Here is a 20,989-nt window from a genome sequence, read left to right as displayed (position 1 = left end):
CCTGGGGTCAGCTACGTCTGCGGAAGGCGGGGAGAGAACTATCGGCAGCGGGCTGATAGGCCACGCTATATTCGCTCAATGCTTCCAGTACTTCAGATAGGCCAGCGCGGGCCGTCTCGTAAGCATCGAACCCTGAACGGTGCATGTAGAATATCTGATCCCTTAAGACATGGCCGACCGCCCGCAATTCGCCGGAATAGCCGTAGCGGCGGCGGATCAGCTGGGCATGGCTGAAGCCGCGCCCGTCTGTGTAGCGGGGGAAATCGACCTCGATCAGGGACAGCTCGGAGAGATAGGGCTCCAGATCTTCGGCCTTGTCCGCCGGGGCAAGGCGCACGCCATCGGGCAGCGGGCCGTTTTCCTGGCCCTGTTTAAGGGCGAGAAAGCGCCCCAGAGTGACCGAAAACTTGCCGGTTTCCGGCAAGTCTGCGCCATCGGCCACGAAGGTCCAGTCATTGGCGGTCTCGGCGCCGTTCTTAATCAGCGGCATAGAGCGCCTCCTGGAAGGGCTGGTGGCCGAGGCGTTCCAGCGTGTCGATGAACTTTTCGTCCTTTGAGGTGCGCTGGGCGCGGTAATATTCCACGACGCGGTGAATGGCGCCGGGCACCTCTTCTGCCTTCAGGCCGGGGCCGACGATATTGCCGAGGGCGGCTTTCTCGTCCGCGCGCCCGCCGAGCAGGATTTGGTAGAATTCCTCGCCCTTCTTGTCGACGCCGAGGATGCCGATATGGCCGACATGGTGGTGGCCGCAGGCATTGATGCAGCCCGAGACGTTGATGTGCAGGCGGCCGATGTCTTCCTCATATGCCGGGTCGGCGAAGAGTTTCTGCACTTCCAGCGAAACCGGGATCGAGCGGGCGTTGGCGAGGTTGCAATAGTCCAGGCCCGGACAGACGATCATGTCGGTGATGCGGCTCTCATTTGCGGCCGAGAGGCCGGCGGCGTGGAGGGCGGCGTAGATTTCCGGCAGGTCGTCGAGGGCGACATGCGGCAGGATCAGGTTTTGCGCATGGCTGACGCGGATGTCGCCATGGCCGAACTTTTCAGCGAGGTCTGCGACGAGTTCCATCTGCGTGTCGGTGGCGTCGCCCGGCGCAATGCCGATCGGCTTCAGGCTGACCGTGACGGACGCGTAGCCGGGCACTTTATGAGGATGGAGATTGATCCGTACCCAGCGGGCAAAGGCGGGGTCTGCGGCGGTGGCCAATTCCAGCGTCCGGGAGACGGCGGGCTTTTCAGCCAGTTGCGGCGGGGCGAAATAGGCGTGTATGCGCGCGATTTCGTCTGCGGGCATGTCGATCTTTTCATGCGCGCGCTGGGCGGCGAATTCTTCCTCGACCTGGCGGATGTATTCGGCATCACCGAGCTCAGTGACGAGGATCTTGATGCGGGCTTTGTATTTGTTATCGCGCCGGCCATAGCGGTTATAGACGCGCATGATGGCTTCGAGATAATCGAGGATCTGGCTTTCGGGCACGAAGGGATTGACCAGCGTGGCGATGACGGGCGTGCGCCCCTGCCCGCCGCCGACCCAGACTTCAAAACCGGTGACGCCATCCTTCTGGCGGATGTGGAGGCCGACATCGTGCACGCGGATGGCGGCGCGGTCATGCTCGGCGGCGGTGACCGCGATCTTGAACTTGCGCGGCAGGAACGCGAATTCGGGATGGAAAGTGGACCACTGGCGGATGATCTCGCACCAGGGACGCGGATCGAAAACTTCGTCCTGCGCGGCGCCGGCGAAATGATCCGTGGTCGTATTGCGGATACAGTTGCCCGAGGTCTGGATGGCGTGCATCTCGACTTCGGCGAGCTTTTCCAGAACGTCCGGGATGTCTTTCAGGGCGACCCAGTTGAACTGGATGTTCTGGCGGGTGGTGAAGTGGCCAAAGCCGCGGTCATAGTCGCGCGCGACTTCTGCCAGGCGGCGGAGCTGCACGGGGCTGAGCTGGCCATAGGGGATGGCGATGCGCAGCATATAGGCGTGGAGCTGGAGGTAGACGCCGTTCTGCAGGCGCAGCGGCTTGAACTCGTCCTCCAGCAGCTCACCGGACAGGCGGCGGGCCACCTGCCCCCGGAACTGGGCGACACGCTCGGCAACAATGCGGGCGTCGAATTGGTCATAACGATACATCAGACAAACTCCTGCGCATGGGGGACGCCCAGCGCATCTTCAGTGCGGGAAACCCAGCGCGCGACTGCCGGGTAAAGTCGAATATCGAAGCCGCCCTCATGCGCTACGCGCGTATAGGCGACAAGGGCAATATCTGCGACCGAGAGCGCGCCGCCGGCAAACCAGTCGCGGCCCGTGAGGCGCTGCTCCATCACGCCGAGGGCATTGTTGCCGCGCACCAGAAGCGCCGGGTCGATCTCGGTGTCGGATTTCTTCAGATAGTGTTTCTGGAAACGGCGCACGGCGATGGCGGTTTCATGGGAATACTGTTCCCAGAAGAGCCAGCTGAGCGCTTCGGCGCGGGCGAAGGCATCGCTTGGGAGAAGGCTTGAGCCTTCAGCGAGATAGAGCATGATGGCGTTGGACTGGGGCAGCGTGCGGCCATCGGGCCAGCGCGCCAAGGGCACCTGGCCGGCGGGGTTCATGGCGAGAAATTGCGGCGTGCGCGTTTCGCCCTTCACCACGTCCACATCCACCCATGTGTAGGGGATGCCGAGGAGGTCAGCGGTCCATCTGGGCTTGAGGCAGTTGCCGGAGACGGGGTCTCCGTAAAGCGTAAACCCGCCATAGTGTGAGGCAGACATCAGGCCGTTTCCTGCTCGCTCATTGCCCCGTCTAACCCGCCCTCGGAGAAGTGCGCGCGCAGGGATTCGCGCAGCGTCTCGCGGCCGGTGATCTGGCCATCGGCGGTGACTTCCATGAAATAGGGATCTGTCACGCGACCTTCCTGACGGGCGGCGGCGGCGAGGCGTTCTTCGGCATCTTCACCGGTGAACACGCCGAGCTGGGTCACATCTTCCGTCCACGATCCATCGGCCTTCAGCCAGACGGTGCGGCCGGTGGCGGTTTCCCAGGCGGTGACGGATTTGGGGACTTCAGGCTTGAGCTTTGGGCGGACGGAGGTCATGCGGCGGACTCCTTGAAATCTGGCCGGCGGGCATCGGCGCCAAACCAGGCGAAACCCGACGCTTCAGTGACGATGGAGGCGATGCGGCCCTGCTCTGCGGGGAGGCCCGCAACCTCACCGATGATGAGGAGCGCGGGGCCGCGGATGCCTTCTTCTTCCACGAGGAAGGGCAGTTCGGCGAGCGTGCCGAAGACACGCAGTTCATCGGCGCGCGTGCCATTCTCGATTACGGCGACGGGCGTTTCCGGGGCGCGGCCCGCAGCGACAAGTTTCTCGGCGATGACAGGCGCGGTATCAACGCCCATGAAGACAACGACCGTCTGGGCCGGGCGCGCGAGGGCGGGCCAGTCAAGATCTGGTACGCCACCTTCCTTGGCATGGCCGGTGACGAAGGTGAGCGTCTGGGCATGGTCGCGGTGGGTGAGCGGGACGCCGGCCGAGGCCGCGCAGCCGAGCGCCGAGGAAATGCCGGGCACGACGTGAACTTCGATGCCTTCAGCGCGGACGGCTTCCAGCTCTTCCCCGCCCCGGCCGAAGATGAACGGGTCGCCGCCCTTGAGGCGCACGACGCGCAGGCCTTCCTGCGCCGAGGCGACAAGGCGGGCATGGATTTCGGTCTGCGGGACGGAATGATCGCCCTTTGATTTGCCGACCGGCACGCGGGTAGCATCGCGGCGGATGAGGGAGATGATCTCCGGGCTGACGAGGCGGTCGTAATAGACGACGTCCGCTTCCTGAATGAGGCGGAGGGCCTTGAGGGTCAGAAGCTCCGGATCGCCGGGACCAGCGCCGACAATGTGCACCACGCCGCGCGCGCGGCCGGTGAGGCGGGCCTGCTGGCGCAGGAGGGCTTCGGCGCGCTCAAGGTCTCCGGCATAGGCGGCCTCGGCGGCGGGGCCGGCAAAGGCGCGCTCCCAATAGCGGCGGCGGGCGGTTTTCTCTGGAATTGCTTCGGCCACAAAGCCGCGCAGCGAGCGGGCGAGCGCGGCGAGATCGCCGACGCGCTGGGGCAGCAGGGCTTCGAGCTTGGCGCGGATGGATTTGGCGAGCACAGGCGCAGCCCCGCCCGAGCCGATGGCGGCGACAATCTCGCCGCGATCAAGAATGGAGGGGACGGTGAAATCGCAGTCTTCGGGCTGATCGACGACATTGACGGGAATGTTGCGGGCGCGGACGGCGGCGAGGGCGCGGGCGCGGTGGCCTGCATCTTCTTCGGCGATAATGACGAGGCGGGCGCCGTCCAGCGCGCGGGCCATGTCAGCCCGTGCCACGGTCTCTGCGCGGCGGGCGAATTCTGCGGCGAGCGCCACGTCCTCAAAGCCGCCCACAAGCACGGCATCTGCGCCGGAATCGTTAAACAGGCGCAGCTTTCGCGCGGCCTCTTCACCGCCGCCAAAGACGACGATCCGGGCACCTTCGAGGTTAAAGAAGGCCGGGAACTGGCGCATGGGCGCAACTTTCTTATTAGAGACACTACAGGGACGCATATACAAAACCTCCTTGACGCCTCAGGCGCAACGGGCAACCCCTACAGCGATCATTTAGAGAAACTATCCATGTCTGACTCCTCCGATCGCCTGCCCCCGCTCAACGCCCTGCGCGCCTTCGAGGCGGCTGCACGCCGCCTGTCGTTCACCCAGGCGGCCGAGGAGCTGAATGTCACACCCGGCGCAATTTCGCAGCAGATCCGCCAGCTGGAGGACTTTGCCGGGACGCCGCTGTTCAAGCGTACGGGGCGTTCCGTTCTGCTGACCGACGCCGCGCAGGCGAGCCTGCCGCTGGTGCGCGAGGCGTTTGAGCGGATCGCCGAGGCGGGCCGCGTGATGCAGGCCCCTGCCCGCAAGGGGCGGGTGATGATCTCGTCAGCGCCCTCGTTTGCCGCAAAATGGCTGGCGCCGCGCCTGGAGCGGTTTCAGCAGCAGAATGAAGGCATCGAGGCCTGGATTTCGGCCGACATGTCGCTGACCGATTTCAACACCGCGGACGCCGACATCGCCATCCGCTATGGGCGGGGCAATTATGACGGGCTGAAATCGGAAAAGCTGATGGATGAGACGGTACTGCCCGTCTGCGCGCCGCGCCTGCTGGAAGGGCCGAACGCCATCCTGAAGCCCGAAGACCTGCGCCATCATACGCTGCTGCATGATGAAAGCTCGGAAAACGACCCCTCCTGCCCGGACTGGACAAGCTGGCTGCGCGCACATGGCGTGACCGGCGTGGAGGGCAGCCGGGGGCCGCGCTTCAATCAGGGCATCCTGGTCATCGAGTCGGCCGCGGCCGGGCGGGGTGTCGCGCTGGCCAAGCAGGCGATTGCGGCTGCCGATCTGGAAGCCGGGCGCCTCGTGGCGCCGTTTGCCAATGGATCGATCCCGATTGATTTTGGTTATTGGCTCGTCTGGCCGAAGGGGCGTCACCTCTCGCCGGAAGTGCGCGCCTTCATCAAATGGATCAAGGACGAAGCGGCCAGCAGCGAAGTGGTCGGCGTTTAGACCCGCAGCCTAGAGGGCAGCGTCCAGCAACAGGAAAGCAGCAAGGCGCGGGCTGGCATTGCGGCTGGTGCTCTGGGTCTGCTCAAGCGCAGCCAGGGCATCGGCGCGCTCGAAGCGGACGAACTGTTTGGCCATGTCCATCAGGCGCGGATCGCCGCGCAGGCGCTGGACGACGCGGTCAAACTGCTTGCCGCCCTGCTCGATGGTCGCCGCGTGGCGATCCTTCTCGCCGCGCTGGGCAGCCTCGGCGATACGGCGCTTGGCCTTGGGCTTGAGCGCATCGGACAGCGGGATGCCGGAATTCTGAAGGCGCTCAACCACCGCTTCGGCAATGGACTCGCGGTCGGCCTGAGGCGGCGCCTGATCCTTGCTGATGTCGGAGATGATCTCGCGCCAGGGCGCGGGGCCACTGCCGTTTGCGCCATTGGCCCCGTTGGTGGCGCGGGGCTGGGGTTCGGGCTGGGGCGCGGCATAATCGGAGGCGCGGCGGCGCGGAGTTTCCGGCGCGCTGTCATCATGGCGGCGGCGCAGGCTGGCCGCAGGCGGATGATCGGGCTCGCGCTCACGCGATGGCGGCGTGGGACGGCCGAGGACGACGGGTCCGTCTTCGAGGATGTCATGATCCTCATGGCCACGCGCAGCGGCGATCATCGCTTCGGCGCTGGCTTCGAAAAGGTCGTCGTCCAGGCTCTGCTTTGGCGCAGATGCCGGCGGCGACATCGCGCCATTTCCGTAGGCGGAGGGCCGGGACTGGCTGTGGCCGTTCTGGTAAGGCTGGGCCGGTGAGGCGGTGTGGGCCTGATAGGGCTGGGGCTGCTGGGGCGCGGAGATGGGCGTGCGCGCGGCGGGCGGCGTCAGGGGCGCAGACGCTGCGGCCGAGCCTGCGGGCATGTAAGGCCCGGCCAGACGGTCGAGCGCTTCGCTTTCAAGGCGGGCGGCGAGGCCGGCAGCGCGCAGGGCGTAAGCGGCCTGCTCGCCGGTTTCGCGCAGCCTGCCGAGCGAGCGCGCGGCTTCTTCGGCTGCGGCGCGGGTGGAGGCGTTGATTTCGGCATTGGCCTGGCGGGCGCCATCAATGGCAGACGAGACCGCGTTCTTCAGCGCGTCGCCTGTGGTGGCGGCAGCGGCGGCGGCCACTTCGCTGGCACGGACGGCGGCGTCCACCGTGCGGCGGGAGTGTTCGAGTTTGTCTTCCACCCGGCTGATCGAGAAGGTCAGCGCCTCGGTGCGCCCGGACGCGTCGCGGGCGAGGTCGTCGAGAGATTCCATCCGCCGGCTGAGCTCTTCGCCGGTTTCGTGCATGGCGATCAGGCGCTGCTCCAGCGCGGCGTCGGCCCGGCCCACTTCTTCGCTGGCCGTGCGGGCGGCGGTAATCATCAGCTGAGCCTGGCGCGGGATGGCGTCGCTCATCGCGGTAACCTGGGCGCGCAGATCGCGGGCGAGGGTTTCGAGGGCGTGACGCTCCTCCCCCAGACGTTCGGCCAGATCGCGCGCGTTATCCGCGGCGGCGTAGGAGACAGACTCAAGGCGCAGCCGCTCGTCGCCGATCTCGCCGGCCATGGCTTTCATGGCCGAGAGGGCGTGGGCCATCGCATGGTCGATTTCCGAAGCGGACTGTTTCATCTGCTCGGCAAAGGTGATGCCTTCGCTGCCCGCTTCACGGGCCGGGGACATCAGACGGGAAGCGGCTTCCAGCACCAGCGCATTGGCAGCCGCAGACCGGCGGCTGGCGCGCGCCATATAGCCGGCCGCGACAATCAGGAGGGCGGGGATCAGCGCCGCGATGCCGACGGCAACGAGGAGGGCGGGATGATACTGGCTGAGAAACGCGATCCCGCCGAGACCGATCAGGGCCGCTGCGAGGCCCGCGAGCCAGAGAAATGCCGATACAAAAGCGAGAGTGACCATCCAGCCGCCGCCATGTTGCGCTGTTTCAAAATTCTGCGAGGCCTCGTGCCGGACGAGGTCATCCCGGCCATACCGGCGCGCAGAAGGGGCTTCCGTCATGGGATGTGTATAACGCGCCTTGCAGTTTCCTGCGAGTGCTGATTCGCACGCGGGGTGAGGGCTAGTGCCCTGTTTTTTCGAGTCAGGCCACGCTCGAGAGGGTTACCGATGCGTCACGCTGCTCATCGGGAGCCGATTCAGGGCTCGACGGGGCAAACTCCATCCCGATCAGAGCGAAGATTGCGGCCAGCACCAGATTGCGGACGAGAATCAGAAATTCGGTCATGATCGTAAAATCCAGAGGCCCCGAGGGCCGGTTTGTCCCTTAAGCTGCCCTTTAGCAGAAACAGACCGTCCCGGCAATCTGGCCGGATTGAAAGAATTTTCCACTGCCCGCCGGTTAACGCCGTGCTAACCGCACCGCCGCAGGCTTCCGGTCGCCTACAGGAGCCCCCGATGCCCGCCGACAGCCCCCTTCCCGTTCTCGATCTTGATCACCTGTCCGCGATGACCGGGGGCGATACGGAATTGTCGCTGGAAGTGCTCGGTATCTTCCGGGAACAGGCGCAGCTCTGGTCGCGGATGCTCGATCCGCGCAGCGAGGCCCGGCAATGGGCCGACGCAGCGCACACGCTGAAGGGGGCAAGCCTCGGCATTGGCGCGCTGAAACTGGCGGCCGCCTGCGAGAAGGCGGAAAAAGCCGGACGGTCAGAGGCCCCGCCCAGCCCGGCGCATGCCTCGGTGCTGCTTGGAGACGTCAAGGACGCGCTGGGCGAGACGCTGGAAGCGGCTGCCCGCGCGGCTTACGAGCTTGCCTCGCCGGGAACGCGCAGCGCGTCATAGCTTTCAAATTCATAGGCGATGCACCGGTCTATCAGGGCACGCCAGACAGGCTCGGCAATCGCCAGCGACAGGCCGTGTTTGGGGCATTCGGCCTTCACCTTGGCGACGACATCCTCGATCCGCGCGCGGTCATGCACGGCAGCGCGCGGGCCCTTGATGCGGGCGGCGGCATTCATGAAGGATTGCCGCTCGGCGAGGATCTCAACCAGCAGCCGGTCGATCCGGTCGATCTCATAGCGCACGTCGGCCATCGTCTCGGCGGTGTCAGACGTGTGCTTGCGCGCGTCGGAAGTATAGGTCGTCATGCGGCCTCTCAGCTCTTTCGCCCTGCCCTATATGGGCATTGGCCGTCCCGCAAGGGAACGGGGCGCTGCGCCGCAGCCTCGAGAGGGCTTTTCAGCCCTTGAGCTTCGGCAGCCCGGTATCGGCACGCAGCCGCGCGATCATGCCGGGCACATTGCGCCCGGCGATATAGCCCCACGGCGTCTGGAAGGCGGCGCTGCCAATGGCGGAGAGATGCGGCTTCAGGCGGACCTTGTCCTTGAACAGCGTCATCAGGACGGCGAAATTATTGTGGGCAAAGCCGGCCTCCGCAAAGGACAGCTCGGGGCCTTGTGTGAACTCCTGCCGGAAACGGTCGTCCAGTTCGGCCACTTCTGCCTTTAACGCTTCCGACTTCACCCTGTCGCGAAAGGCGGCAATCTCGGCCGGATCGTCGTTCATGGCGGTCTGGTAGAGCCACTCCTCGATCCAGGCCCGGGCTTTCAAAGCGAGGAATGACGCATTGGGCGCGCCGGCCATCGCGCTTTCGGCGGCCGCGTGCATCTCATCGACACTGCCATGCCATTTGGGCGCGAGGAAATTCATCCGCGCCAGCTCGGCGAGCACATTGGCCTCGCCACTGGCACGCAGATCGCCGGTGATGGCCTCAAACTCGCCCGGCCGCGCGCCGGTAAGCATCATCGCGCGAAACCGGAAACCGTGAAGCGCGCTGTCGCCGGGCGTGGTCTCGGCCGCGGCATCGAGCAGGTCTTCAGAGACCGCCGCCATCTCGGCCATGTCCATCACCTGATCGTCACTCGTGCGGTCAGCGGTGGCAAAGCCGCGCAGCCGGTGGGCCCAGACATAGTGGAGCCCGCCGGCCAGCGCATACATCGACGGATGGCTGGTCAAGTCCGGAAGCGGCGCGCCGATCTGCGAGACCTGGCCCAGCCCATCGGCAAAATGCAGCCGGTCAGCCGGCGCAAGGCCGGCATAGAGGGCGCCGAGCCCCTCCCCGTCGCCCGCTTCGAGCAGGGCAAGGCCCGGCATCACATGGCGGTTGCCTTCGGTGAGATCAAACCCGGCTTTCTTTTTCCCGAACAGCCCGAGCACGCGTCAGCTACCTGGCTGAAGCTTGTCCTGCGTCTTCGTGTCGAAGTCGCTGGCATCGTGACGCTCCAGAAGCTGGCTCTCGGGCTTGCCGAAAGTGCGGTTGACCATCCGGCCACGCTTGACGGCGGGGCGGTCGGCGATCTGCGTCGTCCAGCGCTGGACGTTCTTGTAGCTATCGACCTCCAGGAATTCGCCGGCCTCATAGAGGACGCCCTGCGCGAGGGCGCCGTACCATGGCCAGATGGCCATGTCGGCAATCGTGTATTCGTCGCCGGCCATGTATTCGTGGATTGCGAGGTGGCGGTCGAGCACGTCCATCTGGCGCTTGGTTTCCATCGCATAGCGGTCGATGGCGTATTGGATCTTCACCGGGGCGTAGGCGTAGAAGTGGCCAAAGCCGCCACCGAGGAAAGGCGCCGAGCCCATCTGCCAGAACAGCCAGCTGAGCGCTTCGGCGCGCTTGGGCTGGGATTTGGGCAGGAAGGCGCCGAACTTCTCGGCGAGGTACATCAGGATGGCGCCGGACTCGAACACGCGCACGCCGGAATCGACCGACCGGTCGAGCAGCGCGGGGATTTTCGAGTTGGGGTTGATGTCGACGAAGCCGGAGGTGAACTGATCCCCCTGCCCGATATTGATCAGCCAGGCATCATATTCTGCGCCCGAATAGCCCAGCGCCAGAAGCTCCTCCAGCATGACCGTGACTTTGACCCCGTTGGGCGTGCCCAGCGAATAGAGCTGCAGGGGATGCTTGCCGACGGGCAGCGCTTTTTCCTGCGTCGGGCCCGCAATGGGCCGGTTGATGTTGGCGAAGCGCCCGCCCGCATCCTTGTTCCAGGTCCAGACCTTGGGCGGGATGTAATCAGAATCTGACATGAGCGTTTCCTTCGAGGTGAGAGCCATTTTGCCGTCTTAAGGTTTGACTTAAACCGCATTTTACAAGGCGCAAAGCGTCCGGCCGGAAAACCACCCTTGCGCAGAGCGCTTGCTTGAATTATCCGGGCAGTCTTTCTCGTAACAATCGGAGTTTCTTGATGTCTGTTTCCAGCGCCTCTTCCTCCAGTCTGATCGCCTTCGATGAAGCGCGCGCGGAAGCCTATGACACCCAGTTCCAGATGGGCCGGCCTTTCATGGACAATCTGCATCTGGTGACGCGCATTGTGATGGCCGGCCTGCCCGCGGACGCGCGCATCCTCTGCGCCGGGGCGGGCACGGGCGCTGAAGCGCTTTATCTCGCCAGCGTATTTCCCGGCTGGCAGTTCACGCTGCTTGATCCGTCAGAGGCGATGCTGAAGGTGGCGCGCCGGCGGACGGACGCGGCGGGCGTCACAGATCGGTGCACCTTCCATGTGGGCTATATGGAGAGCCTGAACGCCCCTGCCCCGTTTGACGCGGCCACTTCATTTCTGGTGTCGCATTTCATTACGGATACGGACGAACGCCAGCGTTATTTCAACGAGATTTCCGCGCGCCTGAAACCGGGCGCAGTGTTCGTGAACGCCGACATTGCGGCCGACATGACAGCGGCAACCTTCCCGGACCTGATGGAAGCCTGGCTCGGCTTTTACGCGCTGTCGGGAATGCCCGAAGAAGGCCGCAAGACGTTTCCGGAAATGTTCGGGCGCGATGTGGCCGCGCACCCGCCCCAGAAAGTGGAAGAGCTGATCAAAGCAGCCCGCTTCGATCAGCCCGTTCCGTTCTTTCAGTCTCTGATGATCCGGGGATGGTTCACCCGGAAGCAGAGTTAGACTTCGAGCAGCATCCGCTCAGGATCTTCCAGCGCTTCCTTGACACGAACGAGGAAGGTAACCGCTTCCTTGCCGTCAACGATGCGGTGGTCATAGCTCAGCGCAAGATACATCATCGGCTTGATGACGATCTGGCCGTTACGGACGATCGGCTTGTCCTCTATACGGTGCATACCGAGCACGCCGGACTGCGGCGGATTGAGGATCGGGGTCGACATCAGCGAGCCATAGATGCCGCCGTTCGAGATGGTGAAGGTGCCGCCCTGCATGTCGCCGATGGTGAGATCGCCGTCACGGGCTTTCTTGCCCAGCGCCGCGATGGCTTTCTCGATGCCGGCCAGCGAGAGATCGTCTGCGTCGCGCACGACGGGCACAACAAGGCCCTTCTCGGTGCCGACGGCCACGCCGATGTCATAATAGTTCTTGTAGATGACGTCCTGGCCATCGATCTCGGCGTTGACGGCAGGAACTTCCTTCAGCGCGTTGACGCACGCCTTCACGAAGAAGCTCATGAAGCCGAGCTTGATGCCGTGCTTGGCGACGAAGGCGTCCTGGTGCTGCTTGCGCAGATCCATGATCGCCGACATGTCGACATCGTTGAACGTGGTCAGCATCGCGGCCGTGTCCTGAGCTTCCTTCAGGCGGCGGGCGATGGTCTGACGCAGACGCGTCATCCGTACACGTTCTTCACGGGGGCCGGTTTCGCGCGGTGGTTTTGCGGCGGTGTCGGGCATGGTCGAGGCGCTTGCTTTCGGTTGGTTGACGTAGGCCAAGGCATCCGCCTTGGTGGCGCGGCCATCGCGGCCGGTGCCGGGAATATCAGACGCGCTGACGCCGGCTTCGGTGGAAATGCGGCGGACCGATGGGGAAACGGGGCGATCGCCGGTGGCTGCTGGCTGGGCGGCGGCTTTGGGCGCTTCGGCTTTCGCGGGCGCTTCGGCAGCTTTTGCAGGGGCCGCGCCCGAGGCGCCAATCCGTGCAATGACGGAACCGGGGGTCACGGAATCGCCTTCCTTGACCAGCCATTCGAGGATCACGCCGTCTGCGGGGGCTGGAACTTCCAGCGCCACCTTGTCGGTTTCGATCTCGGCGATGGTCTCGTCTTTCTTGACGCTCTCGCCGACCTTCTTGGCGAAGTTGGCGATCGTGCCTTCGGCAACGCTTTCGCCCATCACGGGGACTTTTACGTCCGTGGACGCACCGCCGCCGGACGAGGCCGCCGGCTTGGCTTCGGCCGCTTTGGGTTCCGCTTTCGGCTCTGCCTTGGCTTCAGCCTTCGGGGCTTCCTTGGCGGGTGCAGGCTTGGCCGCGCCATTGGCGTTCAGGCGGCCGAGCAGCGCGCCGATGTCCACAGTGTCGCCTTCCTTGGCCACGATTTCCGACAGGACGCCGTCTTCAGAGGCCGAAACCTCGACGGAAACCTTGTCGGTTTCAAGTTCGACGAGGACTTCGTCCTTCTTCACCGCGTCGCCGGCCGATTTCAGCCATTGGCCGACGGTGGCTTCGGTAACGCTTTCGCCGAGTGTGGGAACAACAATGTCTGTCATGTGTCGTGTCCGTCTCTTCTTATGGATTATCAGGGAGAAACGATCCGGTCATCGACCGGGTCGGGCGAGAGGGCTGTCTTGAGAAGGTTGGCCTGTTCGGCCTGGTGCTTGGACAGGAGGCCCGTTGCGGTCGCCGCCGAGGGCGGACGGCCGGCATATTTCGGGCGCGGCTGTTTGTAGCCTGCCTGAGCCGCGCACCATTCGATCTCGTCACGGATGAAGGTCCAGCCGCCCATATTGCGGGGCTCTTCCTGGCACCAGACAAGCTCTGCCTGCGGGAAGCGCTTCAGCTCGGTGATCAGCGACTTGCGTGGCACCGGGTAGAACTGCTCGACGCGCAGGAGGTAAACATCGTCCTGGCCGGAGGCTTCGCGCGCTTCGAAGAGGTCGTAATAGACCTTGCCCGAACACAGCACGACGCGGCGGACCTTGTTGTCCTTGGCGAGCTTCACCTTGCCTTCGCGGCCGGGCGTTTCGGCGTCGTCCCAGAGGATGCGGTGGAAGGTCGACTTGGTGTTCATGTCGTCCAGTGTCGAGGTGGCCAGCTTGTGGCGCAGCAGCGATTTGGGCGTCATGATGACCAACGGTTTGCGGAACTCGCGATGGATCTGGCGGCGCAGGGCGTGGAAATAGTTTGCCGGCGTCGTCAGGTTGCACACCTGCATGTTGTCTTCCGCGCACATCTGCAGGAAGCGCTCAAGGCGGGCGGAGGAATGCTCCGGGCCCTGACCTTCATAGCCATGCGGCAGAAGCATCACGAGGCCCGACATGCGCAGCCATTTACGCTCGGCCGAGGAAATGAACTGGTCATAATAGACCTGCGCGCCGTTGGCGAAGTCGCCGAACTGGGCTTCCCAGCAGGTGAGCGTATTTGGATCGGTCAGCGAGTAGCCATATTCATAACCGAGCACGGCTTCCTCGGAGAGGAGCGAGTCGATCACTTCATAAGGCGCCTGGCCTTCGCGGATCTGGTTGAGCAGCGTGATCCGGTCGCCGGTCGTCTGGTCGACGATATGGCTGTGGCGCTGCACGAACGTGCCGCGCCCGGAATCCTGGCCGGAGAGGCGCACCGGGAAACCTTCATCCACAAGGCTGGCGAAGGCGAGATGTTCTGCGCCGCCCCAGTCGATTTCCTTGCCGGTTTCGTAGCTTTCGCGGCGGCGGGCGAGCACGCGCTCCACCGTCTTGTGCGCGTCCACGTTTTCAGGAATGGCGGTGATCGCGTCACCGAGTTCCTTCAAACGCGTTTTGGAAACGCCGGTCTTGCCGCGCCGGTCATCGTCCAGCGGCAGGCCGAAGCCCGACCATTGGCCTTCCAGCCAATCGGCCTTGTTGGTTTTCAGTGTCTTGCCCGCATCGAAGGCGCGGTCGAGGAAGTCCTCGAACTCCTTCACCTGTGTTTCGACCTCAGCGGCCGTCAGCAGGCCCTCGGCGACGAGGCGCTGCGCATAGATTTCGCGCGTAGACGGACGTTCCTTGATGACGCGGTACATGACCGGCTGGGTCATCGTCGGATCATCGCCCTCATTGTGGCCGAAGCGGCGGTAGCAGAACATGTCGATGACGACATCTTTTGCAAACTTCTGGCGGTATTCGGTGGCGACCTTGGCGGCATAGACAACCGCTTCAGGGTCATCGCCGTTCACATGGAAGATCGGCGCCTGCACCATGAGCGCCACATCCGAGGGATACGGCGAGGAGCGCGAATACATCGGGCTGGTAGTGAAGCCGATCTGGTTGTTGACGATGAAGTGGATGGTTCCGCCTGTGCGGTAGCCCTGAAGGCCCGACAGCGCGAAACATTCCGCCACGACGCCCTGCCCCGCAAAGGCCGCGTCCCCGTGCAAAAGCAGCGGCATCTTATGGGAGCGGTCGAGCTTGCCGGTCTCGCGCGATTCCATGAACTGCTTGGCGCGCGTGCGGCCGAGCACAACCGGGTTCACCGCTTCAAGGTGAGACGGGTTCGGGTTCATGGTGAGGTGGACGACATTGCCGTCAAACTCACGGTCCGACGAGGCGCCGAGGTGGTATTTCACGTCGCCCGAGCCGAATTCGCCGGCCCCTTGCGTCGAGCCGCCCTGGAATTCGTGGAAGATCTTTTCGTAGCCCTTGCCCATGACGGCCGCGAGCATGTTGAGACGGCCGCGGTGGGGCATGCCGACGATGATCTCGTTCACGCCGAGGGCGCCGCCGCGCTTGATGATCTGTTCCAGCGCGGGAACAGCCGCCTCGCCGCCATCCAGACCGAAACGTTTCGTGCCGGGGTAGCGCTTGTGGAGGAAGCGTTCGAAGGCTTCAGCTTCGATCAGCTTGCGCAGGATTGCGATCTTGCCTTCGCGGGTGAAGGCAACGCCCTTGTCGGGGCCTTCGATCCGCTCCTGAAGCCAGGATTTTTCTTCAGGATCAGAAATGTGCATGAACTCGATGCCGAGCGTCGAGCAATAGGTGCGGCGCAGGATGTCCAGCATCTGCGCCGGCGTGGCACGATCGAGGCCGAGATAGCCGTCGATATAGATGCTGCGGTCCATGTCCGCCGGGCCAAAGCCATAGCTGGCCGGATCAAGCTCGGGCTGGTCGCCAAAGCCGGAGAGGCCGAGCGGGTCGAGCTGGGCGGCCAGGTGACCGCGCATCCGGTAAGCGCGGATCATCATCAGCGCGCGAATGGAATCGGTGACCGCGCGGCCAAGATCTTCCGCCGCAATGCCGGGGGCACCCGACTTTATCTTTTTCTCGATCTTGGGTTCGAGCAGGGCCCAGTCGCCGTCAAAAGCGGCAATCTGCTCGCTTGAGGCCGGACGGGGCCAGTCTTTACGCTTCCAGCTTGCGCCGTCTGCATTCTGCTTGGCGCTAGCCGGTTCATCGCCGAGTTCGGCAAAGAAGGCGCGCCAGCTTTCGGGCACAGAATTGGGGTTCTTGGCGTAAGCCGCCTGCATCTGTTCCAGCCACTGGGCAGAAGCCCCGTAGAGAAACGCAGTATCCAGCATTGCCGCATTGCCCGTGCTGCGGGGGCCATTCACCGGGCTGCCATCGTCGGCCATCTAAGGTCCATCCTTCCAGAGTTGCCGCCCCCGGCGACTGATATAGGGACGGACGATACCCCCTGCCCCTACGTGAAGCAGGTTATGTTGCAACGCCCGCCCCCGAATCGCCGGGAGCGGGCGCCGCCTATCTCAACTATAGGGTCTTTCTAACCCTTTAGCACCTCGACAAGTGTCGTACCGAGACGTGCCGGGCTGGGGCTGACGCGGATGCCCGCGGCCTCCATGGCGGCAATCTTCGACTCGGCATCCCCCTTGCCACCGGAAACGATCGCGCCAGCATGGCCCATCGTCCGGCCAGGAGGCGCTGTGCGGCCTGCAATGAAACCTGCCATCGGTTTCTTGCGGCCTTTTTTGGCTTCGTCCATCAGGAACTGAGCGGCTTCTTCTTCGGCAGAGCCGCCGATTTCGCCGATCATGATGATCGATTGGGTTTCGTCGTCAGCCAGGAACATTTCCAGGATGTCGATGAATTCGGTGCCCTTAACCGGGTCGCCGCCGATACCGACAGCGGTGGTCTGGCCGAGGCCCGCATTCGTGGTCTGGAACACGGCTTCATAGGTCAGCGTGCCCGAGCGCGAGACGATACCGACCGAGCCCTTTTTGAAGATGGAGCCCGGCATGATGCCGATCTTGCAGGCGTTGGCCGTGATGATGCCGGGGCAGTTCGGGCCGATGAGGCGCGATTTGGACTTGGCCAGCTTCGCCTTGACGCGAACCATGTCCATGACCGGCACGCCTTCGGTGATGCAGACGATCAGCGGGATTTCCGCATCGATTGCTTCCTCGATGGCAGCCGCTGCGCCAGCAGGTGGAACATAGACCACAGACGCGGTGGCGCCGGTCTTTTCCTTGCCTTCGGCGACAGACGCAAAGATGGGGAGTTCCTGGCCGTTATCGGCCTTCCACATCTCGCCACCCTTCTTGGGGTGAATGCCGCCCACCATCTGGGTGCCGTAATAAGCCAGCGCCTGATTGGTGTGGAACGAGCCGGTGTTACCGGTCATGCCTTGCGTCAGGACTTTCGTGTTCTTGTCGATCAGAATGGACATGGAACTATCCCCGCACCGCTTTAACAATTTTCTGGGCTGCATCGTCGAGATCGTCGGCCGGAATGACGTTCAGGCCGCTCTCGCGGATGATCTTCTTGCCGAGGTCGACGTTGGTGCCTTCGAGGCGGACAACGAGCGGAACGGCAAGATTGGTTTCTTTCACGGCTGCGATCACGCCTTCGGCGATGACATCGCACTTCATGATGCCGCCGAAGATGTTCACGAGGATACCCTTCACGTTAGGGTCCTTCATGATGATCTTGAAGGCAGCTGCCACCTTCTCCTTGCCGGCGCCGCCGCCAACGTCACAGAAGTTGGCTGGCTCTTCGCCATAGAGCTTGATGATGTCCATGGTTGCCATGGCAAGGCCTGCGCCGTTGACCATGCAGCCGATGGTGCCGTCGAGGGCGATGTAAGCAAGGTCCCATTCAGCCGCTTCGAGTTCCTTGGCGTCCTGTTCGGTCTCGTCCTTGAGGGCGGCGACGTCAGGGTGGCGGAACAGCGCGTTGCCGTCGAACGACACTTTCGCGTCGAGGACGCGCAGATGGCCGTCCTTCATCACGATCAACGGGTTCACTTCCAGCATCGCCATGTCTTTCTCGACAAAGGCTTTGTAGAGGATCGGGTAGAGCTTGAGACCGTCTTCAGCGGCCGAACCTGAAAGGTTCAGGGCCGAGTTGATCTTGGCCGCATCAGCGGGCGTGACGCCGGCCATCGGGTCGATCTGAACGGTGAGGATCTTCTCGGGCGTGTCATGGGCGACCGCTTCGATGTCCATGCCGCCTTCGGTGGAGACCACGAAGGCCACGTTCGAGGTGGCGCGGTCGACGAGGATCGAGAGGTAGAGTTCTTTCTCGATGTCGGCGCCGTCTTCGATGTAGAGGCGGTTGACCTGTTTGCCGGCGGCAGAGGTCTGCGCGGTGACGAGGTGGTTGCCCAGCATCGCTTCAGCGTGCTTTTTCACGTCTTCCTTGTTGAAGGCGAGGCGAACGCCGCCTTTTTCACCGGCTTCTTTTTCGATGAATTTGCCCTTGCCGCGGCCACCTGCGTGGATCTGGCTTTTCACGACCCAGAGCGGGCCTGGGAGGGTGTCGATTGCCTTCTGCACATCGGCGAGCGAGAGCACAGGCACGCCTTCTGCCACAGGCGCCCCGAAGGATTTGAGCAGCGCCTTGGCCTGATATTCATGGATGTTCATGGAGTGGTTTCCCTGTCCGGCCTTACAGCCCGCCAGCATGCCTGCCGGTGCCGGTGCCGTTTCCGTTCCTCGTTGACGGGGCCGCTATATACACGCCTGAAGGTATGCTGCAACAGGCTGAGTACAAGGTTGGATACTTAGCTTTACTCGCCTTCCGTGGGGTCACGCGGCATGATTTCGACACTCGCCAGCGGGCTGGGGAGGATCGATCCGCGCTCGCCCGAGGGGGGAGACTCCGCCGCGGCGCGCTGGCGAACCCGCACGATCATGTAGACCGTGAGCAGCCCCAACATCACGCCCGCAAAGCCGAAGAGGCCCACGGCGCCCGCCATCCGCATGGCAACGCCGGAAATGAGGGGCCCTATGATCGAGCCAGCGGCCCAGACAAATAACAGCCCGGACATCACCTGCGGCACCTGGCCCGGCGGGGTGCGGTCGATCGCGTGGGAAACGCAAACGCCATAAAAACAGAGTGCCCCTGCTCCCCAGATTCCGATCAGCACAAGAACGCCGGCCTCTCCGATCACGCTGCCGAACACGGCGATCAGGATGGCGGCGGCGCCCGATACCGCCGTCAGCCCGGCGATTACCAGGCGGCGATCAATCGCATCAGAAATCCGGCCCGCTGGCCATTGCACGATCAGCCCGCCGATCCAGGCAATGGCGATGGCAATGGCGGCGGCCGCTGTGCCCCCGCCCGCCAGCTCGAATTTCTCGAAATAGACCGGCAGAAGCGCCAGCGTGCCGGTGTTCACGAGCCCTGCCCCGACCACACCGATCACGGCGGCGGGTGCCAGCGTGAACAGCTGGCTGAGCGGCATGGATTTGCGGTCTGGCGGTGGAGGTTCTTTCAGGGTGGTGAGGCAGGTGGGCACCAGCGCGAGGGCGAGGAAGACGCCGGCCCAGACATAGGAGCGGCTGTCGAGCGGGGAGAGCCCGGCCAGAAAGAACGGCCCGACGATCAGCGAGAGCTTGGCAGCGGTATGGTAGACCCCCATCACATTGCCGCGAGACCGGGCGGGCACCGCCTCGCCCAGCCAGCTTTCGATACTGGTGAACATGTAGGCAAAGCTGATGCCCTGCAAAACGCGAATCAGCGCCCAGAACGGCGCTTCCTGGATCAGCGACAGGGAGAGGATGCCTGCGGCGCTGACCCCGGCCCCGGCCGCAAAGAGGCGGATATTGCCGACGAGCGCGAGCGCGCGCGGCGAGGTCCACGCGCCCAGCATGAAGCCGGCCGCGTTCATGGCGGCGACAAAGCCGATCAGGGAGGCATCGACGCCGAGACGCTCAAGACCAAGCGGCGTCAGGATGCCGGTCAGCCCGCCTGCCAGCTGCAGGATCATGACCGACAGGATCAGCGCAAGAACAGAGCGTGTGTCAGTCATCGCCTCGCCTTGGCGGGCGTCTCATGCGCCCTGCCTGAATTACTGCGCGGCAGAGCCCCGGAACGGCACTGCCACTTCACTCACGGTGTCGCCGGTGTCGCTCTTGATGGCAAGACGCACCGTTCCGCTATTCCAGTCGATGTCGATGGCGCCGAAATTCTGAGGCGCGTAGCCGGCCCCGATCTGCGCCCGGTCCATTTCCGAACTTGTTTCGGCAAAGGACGCATTCATCGAAGAGGCGGTCAGCTCATACGCCGGATAGGGCAGCGCGGCGTCGTCCTTGTAGAGGAAGGCCGTGTGCCGGTCGCCGGAGACGAAGACCACGCCTTCGGCTTCGGTTTCCGCAACCAGGCTGTAGAGGCGCTCCTGCTCGGCGGGGAGGCGGGACCAGGCCTCAAAGCCGTGGCCATCGGTTGGCAGGATCTGGATCGAGGAGACGATCAGGCGCAGATCGGCCGGGTCCTGCAGCTGGTTCTCCAGCCAGGTCCACTGGTCATTGCCCAGCATGTCCTGCCCTTCCGATACAGACGGAACGTAGCGTTCCTTTCCCTTCTTGCCCCATTCATCGGTTGGCGTCAGGGGCGAGCGGAAGAAACGGGTGTCGAGCATGATGATCTGCACGCGCTGACCCTCGGGGCCGAAGCTGCGCGCGTAATACGTGCCCGGCCATGCGCCGGCGTCTTCATTCTCCAGGCCCCAGAACCGCTCGTGAATGCGCTCGGCCAGGCGGCGGAAGGGAAACTCACGGCCCGCATCATTGGCGCCGTAATCATGATCGTCCCAGGCCACCATCATCGGATGTTTTGCGCGGACGGCCTGAAACTCTTCGCGGGCGGCAAGTTCGGTGAAGCTTTCGCGCAATTCGTCCAGCGTGGCCTGATTGTTGACGTAGGCGCGCCCGTTCATGTCGCCATAAACATTGTCCCCGATCATCAGGAAGAGGTCAGCGTCATCTGCGGCGATGGTGGACATGGCCGTGGCGTTTTCGGTCTCTTCATTGAAGCAGGAGGCGACGAGAATGCGGGTGAGCACGTCCTGATCGCCCGGCAGGGATACGCCTCTCGGCGCGCGCGGGAAGAAGTCTTCCGGCAGGGTGCGGTAGTAAAGCTCCAGCGCGGCCTCGGCGCTCGCCGGTGAGAGCAGTTCGGAGGGCAGCAGCGTCATCTCGCCGGCGGGCGCGCTGGTCATCGGTTCCGGCGCCGGGGTTTGACATGACGCGAGCGCCAGAATGACCGGAATGACCGAAAGTGTCCTGATCTGTCTCATATTGTCCTCCTGCTGACCCGA

19 protein-coding genes are annotated in these 20,989 nt (G+C 63.9%); 3 read left to right on the top strand and 16 right to left on the bottom strand.

The features are described from left to right. Positions 1 to 7: 7 nt before the first annotated feature. The 5 genes from HNE_RS01640 to cysG are packed head-to-tail and all read right to left on the bottom strand — an operon-like array spanning position 8 to position 4,529. The gene (locus HNE_RS01640) at positions 8 to 490 is read right to left on the bottom strand and encodes a DUF934 domain-containing protein (RefSeq protein ID WP_011645356.1); all 483 of its coding nucleotides are present in this window, start codon (positions 488 to 490) and stop codon (positions 8 to 10) included. Next, positions 477 to 2,135, bottom strand: a complete 1,659-nt coding sequence (locus tag HNE_RS01635) for a nitrite/sulfite reductase (protein ID WP_011645355.1) — start codon at positions 2,133 to 2,135, stop codon at positions 477 to 479. Before HNE_RS01635 ends, HNE_RS01640 begins: the two co-directional genes overlap by 14 nt. Next, complete coding sequence (locus HNE_RS01630; RefSeq protein WP_011645354.1) at positions 2,135 to 2,758, bottom strand: glutathione S-transferase family protein; 624 nt, start codon at positions 2,756 to 2,758, stop codon at positions 2,135 to 2,137. The genes HNE_RS01635 and HNE_RS01630 overlap by 1 nt, the downstream gene beginning before the upstream one ends. Continuing rightward, positions 2,758 to 3,081, bottom strand: coding sequence for a DUF2849 domain-containing protein (locus HNE_RS01625; RefSeq protein WP_011645353.1), 324 nt, complete (start codon positions 3,079 to 3,081; stop codon positions 2,758 to 2,760). Before HNE_RS01625 ends, HNE_RS01630 begins: the two co-directional genes overlap by 1 nt. After that, entirely contained in the window at positions 3,078 to 4,529 is a 1,452-nt protein-coding gene (cysG, locus tag HNE_RS01620) for a siroheme synthase CysG (protein WP_011645352.1), read from the bottom strand. The genes HNE_RS01625 and cysG overlap by 4 nt, the downstream gene beginning before the upstream one ends. 108 nt (positions 4,530 to 4,637) lie before the next feature. On the opposite strand from cysG, the gene gcvA reads away from it, so the two are divergent. Next, positions 4,638 to 5,570 carry a transcriptional regulator GcvA gene (gcvA, locus tag HNE_RS01615; protein WP_011645351.1) on the top strand — a complete coding sequence of 311 codons (933 nt, stop codon included), beginning with the start codon at positions 4,638 to 4,640 and terminating at the stop codon, positions 5,568 to 5,570. A 9-nt stretch (positions 5,571 to 5,579) separates the two neighbouring features. Here the strand turns inward: gcvA and HNE_RS01610 are convergent, their stop codons facing one another. Next, positions 5,580 to 7,574, bottom strand: coding sequence for a hypothetical protein (locus tag HNE_RS01610; protein ID WP_011645350.1), 1,995 nt, complete (start codon positions 7,572 to 7,574; stop codon positions 5,580 to 5,582). A gap of 82 nt (positions 7,575 to 7,656) precedes the next feature. After that, positions 7,657 to 7,800, bottom strand: coding sequence for a hypothetical protein (locus tag HNE_RS18655; RefSeq protein ID WP_011645349.1), 144 nt, complete (start codon positions 7,798 to 7,800; stop codon positions 7,657 to 7,659). 170 nt (positions 7,801 to 7,970) lie between these two features. On the opposite strand from HNE_RS18655, the gene HNE_RS01605 reads away from it, so the two are divergent. Then, positions 7,971 to 8,357: an Hpt domain-containing protein gene (locus tag HNE_RS01605; RefSeq protein ID WP_011645348.1), complete on the top strand. Its 387-nt coding sequence runs from the start codon at positions 7,971 to 7,973 to the stop codon at positions 8,355 to 8,357. On the opposite strand, the gene HNE_RS01600 is transcribed toward HNE_RS01605, so the two are convergent. From HNE_RS01600 to yghU, 3 genes are all read right to left on the bottom strand, one after another. Next, complete coding sequence (locus HNE_RS01600) at positions 8,318 to 8,662, bottom strand: chorismate mutase (protein WP_011645347.1); 345 nt, start codon at positions 8,660 to 8,662, stop codon at positions 8,318 to 8,320. The genes HNE_RS01605 and HNE_RS01600 overlap by 40 nt on opposite strands. Before the next feature lie 91 nt (positions 8,663 to 8,753). Continuing rightward, positions 8,754 to 9,731 carry a hypothetical protein gene (locus tag HNE_RS01595; protein ID WP_011645346.1) on the bottom strand — a complete coding sequence of 326 codons (978 nt, stop codon included), beginning with the start codon at positions 9,729 to 9,731 and terminating at the stop codon, positions 8,754 to 8,756. 3 nt (positions 9,732 to 9,734) lie between these two features. Continuing rightward, complete coding sequence (gene yghU / locus HNE_RS01590; RefSeq protein ID WP_011645345.1) at positions 9,735 to 10,607, bottom strand: glutathione-dependent disulfide-bond oxidoreductase; 873 nt, start codon at positions 10,605 to 10,607, stop codon at positions 9,735 to 9,737. Positions 10,608 to 10,765: 158 nt separating this feature from the next. On the opposite strand from yghU, the gene HNE_RS01585 reads away from it, so the two are divergent. Beyond that, a complete protein-coding gene (locus HNE_RS01585) occupies positions 10,766 to 11,479 on the top strand; it encodes a class I SAM-dependent methyltransferase (protein ID WP_011645344.1) in 714 nt (237 codons plus the stop codon). On the opposite strand, the gene odhB is transcribed toward HNE_RS01585, so the two are convergent. From odhB to HNE_RS01555, 6 genes are all read right to left on the bottom strand, one after another. Beyond that, positions 11,476 to 13,026, bottom strand: a complete 1,551-nt coding sequence (odhB, locus tag HNE_RS01580) for a 2-oxoglutarate dehydrogenase complex dihydrolipoyllysine-residue succinyltransferase (RefSeq protein ID WP_011645343.1) — start codon at positions 13,024 to 13,026, stop codon at positions 11,476 to 11,478. The two genes, HNE_RS01585 and odhB, sit on opposite strands and share 4 nt — an antisense overlap. A 29-nt stretch (positions 13,027 to 13,055) precedes the next feature. Continuing rightward, positions 13,056 to 16,064 (bottom strand): 2-oxoglutarate dehydrogenase E1 component, encoded by a 3,009-nt coding sequence (locus HNE_RS01575; protein WP_011645342.1) that lies wholly within the window; start codon positions 16,062 to 16,064, stop codon positions 13,056 to 13,058. 149 nt (positions 16,065 to 16,213) lie between these two features. Then, a complete protein-coding gene (gene sucD, locus HNE_RS01570) occupies positions 16,214 to 17,116 on the bottom strand; it encodes a succinate--CoA ligase subunit alpha (RefSeq protein WP_011645341.1) in 903 nt (300 codons plus the stop codon). 4 nt (positions 17,117 to 17,120) lie between these two features. Then, on the bottom strand, positions 17,121 to 18,314 hold the full coding sequence (sucC, locus tag HNE_RS01565; RefSeq protein ID WP_011645340.1) for an ADP-forming succinate--CoA ligase subunit beta: 1,194 nt from the start codon (positions 18,312 to 18,314) through the stop codon (positions 17,121 to 17,123). 143 nt (positions 18,315 to 18,457) lie between these two features. Continuing rightward, a complete protein-coding gene (locus HNE_RS01560; protein ID WP_011645339.1) occupies positions 18,458 to 19,702 on the bottom strand; it encodes an MFS transporter in 1,245 nt (414 codons plus the stop codon). Positions 19,703 to 19,741: 39 nt separating this feature from the next. Next, positions 19,742 to 20,968, bottom strand: coding sequence for an alkaline phosphatase D family protein (locus HNE_RS01555; protein ID WP_011645338.1), 1,227 nt, complete (start codon positions 20,966 to 20,968; stop codon positions 19,742 to 19,744). Positions 20,969 to 20,989 lie beyond the last annotated feature (21 nt).

Source organism: Hyphomonas neptunium ATCC 15444 (assembly GCF_000013025.1).
Taxonomy (GTDB): Bacteria; Pseudomonadota; Alphaproteobacteria; order Caulobacterales; family Hyphomonadaceae; genus Hyphomonas; species Hyphomonas neptunia.
The sequence above is the reverse complement of the archived record's forward strand: the minus strand, read 5'-3'. Positions and strand labels throughout refer to the sequence as shown.

Excerpts from the sequence above, each read along its gene's own strand:
- HNE_RS01640 (WP_011645356.1), bottom strand. The coding sequence starts at position 490 with ATGCCGCTGATTAAGAACGGCGCCGAGACCGCCAATGACTGGACCTTC.
- HNE_RS01635 (WP_011645355.1), bottom strand. The coding sequence starts at position 2,135 with ATGTATCGTTATGACCAATTCGACGCCCGCATTGTTGCCGAGCGTGTC.
- HNE_RS01630 (WP_011645354.1), bottom strand. The coding sequence starts at position 2,758 with ATGTCTGCCTCACACTATGGCGGGTTTACGCTTTACGGAGACCCCGTC.
- HNE_RS01625 (WP_011645353.1), bottom strand. The coding sequence starts at position 3,081 with ATGACCTCCGTCCGCCCAAAGCTCAAGCCTGAAGTCCCCAAATCCGTC.
- cysG (WP_011645352.1), bottom strand. The coding sequence starts at position 4,529 with ATGCGCCAGTTCCCGGCCTTCTTTAACCTCGAAGGTGCCCGGATCGTC.
- gcvA (WP_011645351.1), top strand. The coding sequence starts at position 4,638 with ATGTCTGACTCCTCCGATCGCCTGCCCCCGCTCAACGCCCTGCGCGCC.
- HNE_RS01610 (WP_011645350.1), bottom strand. The coding sequence starts at position 7,574 with ATGACGGAAGCCCCTTCTGCGCGCCGGTATGGCCGGGATGACCTCGTC.
- HNE_RS18655 (WP_011645349.1), bottom strand. The coding sequence starts at position 7,800 with ATGACCGAATTTCTGATTCTCGTCCGCAATCTGGTGCTGGCCGCAATC.
- HNE_RS01605 (WP_011645348.1), top strand. The coding sequence starts at position 7,971 with ATGCCCGCCGACAGCCCCCTTCCCGTTCTCGATCTTGATCACCTGTCC.
- HNE_RS01600 (WP_011645347.1), bottom strand. The coding sequence starts at position 8,662 with ATGACGACCTATACTTCCGACGCGCGCAAGCACACGTCTGACACCGCC.
- yghU (WP_011645345.1), bottom strand. The coding sequence starts at position 10,607 with ATGTCAGATTCTGATTACATCCCGCCCAAGGTCTGGACCTGGAACAAG.
- HNE_RS01585 (WP_011645344.1), top strand. The coding sequence starts at position 10,766 with ATGTCTGTTTCCAGCGCCTCTTCCTCCAGTCTGATCGCCTTCGATGAA.
- odhB (WP_011645343.1), bottom strand. The coding sequence starts at position 13,026 with ATGACAGACATTGTTGTTCCCACACTCGGCGAAAGCGTTACCGAAGCC.
- HNE_RS01575 (WP_011645342.1), bottom strand. The coding sequence starts at position 16,064 with ATGGCCGACGATGGCAGCCCGGTGAATGGCCCCCGCAGCACGGGCAAT.
- sucD (WP_011645341.1), bottom strand. The coding sequence starts at position 17,116 with ATGTCCATTCTGATCGACAAGAACACGAAAGTCCTGACGCAAGGCATG.
- sucC (WP_011645340.1), bottom strand. The coding sequence starts at position 18,314 with ATGAACATCCATGAATATCAGGCCAAGGCGCTGCTCAAATCCTTCGGG.
- HNE_RS01560 (WP_011645339.1), bottom strand. The coding sequence starts at position 19,702 with ATGACTGACACACGCTCTGTTCTTGCGCTGATCCTGTCGGTCATGATC.
- HNE_RS01555 (WP_011645338.1), bottom strand. The coding sequence starts at position 20,968 with ATGAGACAGATCAGGACACTTTCGGTCATTCCGGTCATTCTGGCGCTC.